The following is a 231-nucleotide window of genomic DNA, read 5'->3' on the forward strand; positions in this document are numbered from 1 at the left end:
TTAAATGCGCTCACCAAACCACAACTCATTACGGTAGAAAATAATAGCTATCCCGTAAATTTACGCATTGGCTATACTTTGTTGAAAGGTGAAATTTCAAATCTAGATCAGTTTGAAAACTTATTATGCTCAGCCTTTAAAACCGCTTTACCGACCAATCAAGAGGATTGCGAAATTGAGCAAAGAGCCAGTATTGACATGCCTGTGATTGAGTTGATTAACCCTACTGTC

Annotated in this window: 1 protein-coding gene; it reads left to right on the top strand. The window is 37.7% G+C overall.

The window, feature by feature from the left end:
• The coding region (locus FEI13_RS19010) for a hypothetical protein (protein ID WP_204758437.1) at positions 1-231 on the top strand (231 nt) is incomplete at both ends.

Source organism: Halomonas urmiana, from assembly GCF_005780185.1.
In the GTDB taxonomy this organism is placed as follows: Bacteria; Pseudomonadota; Gammaproteobacteria; order Pseudomonadales; family Halomonadaceae; genus Halomonas; species Halomonas urmiana.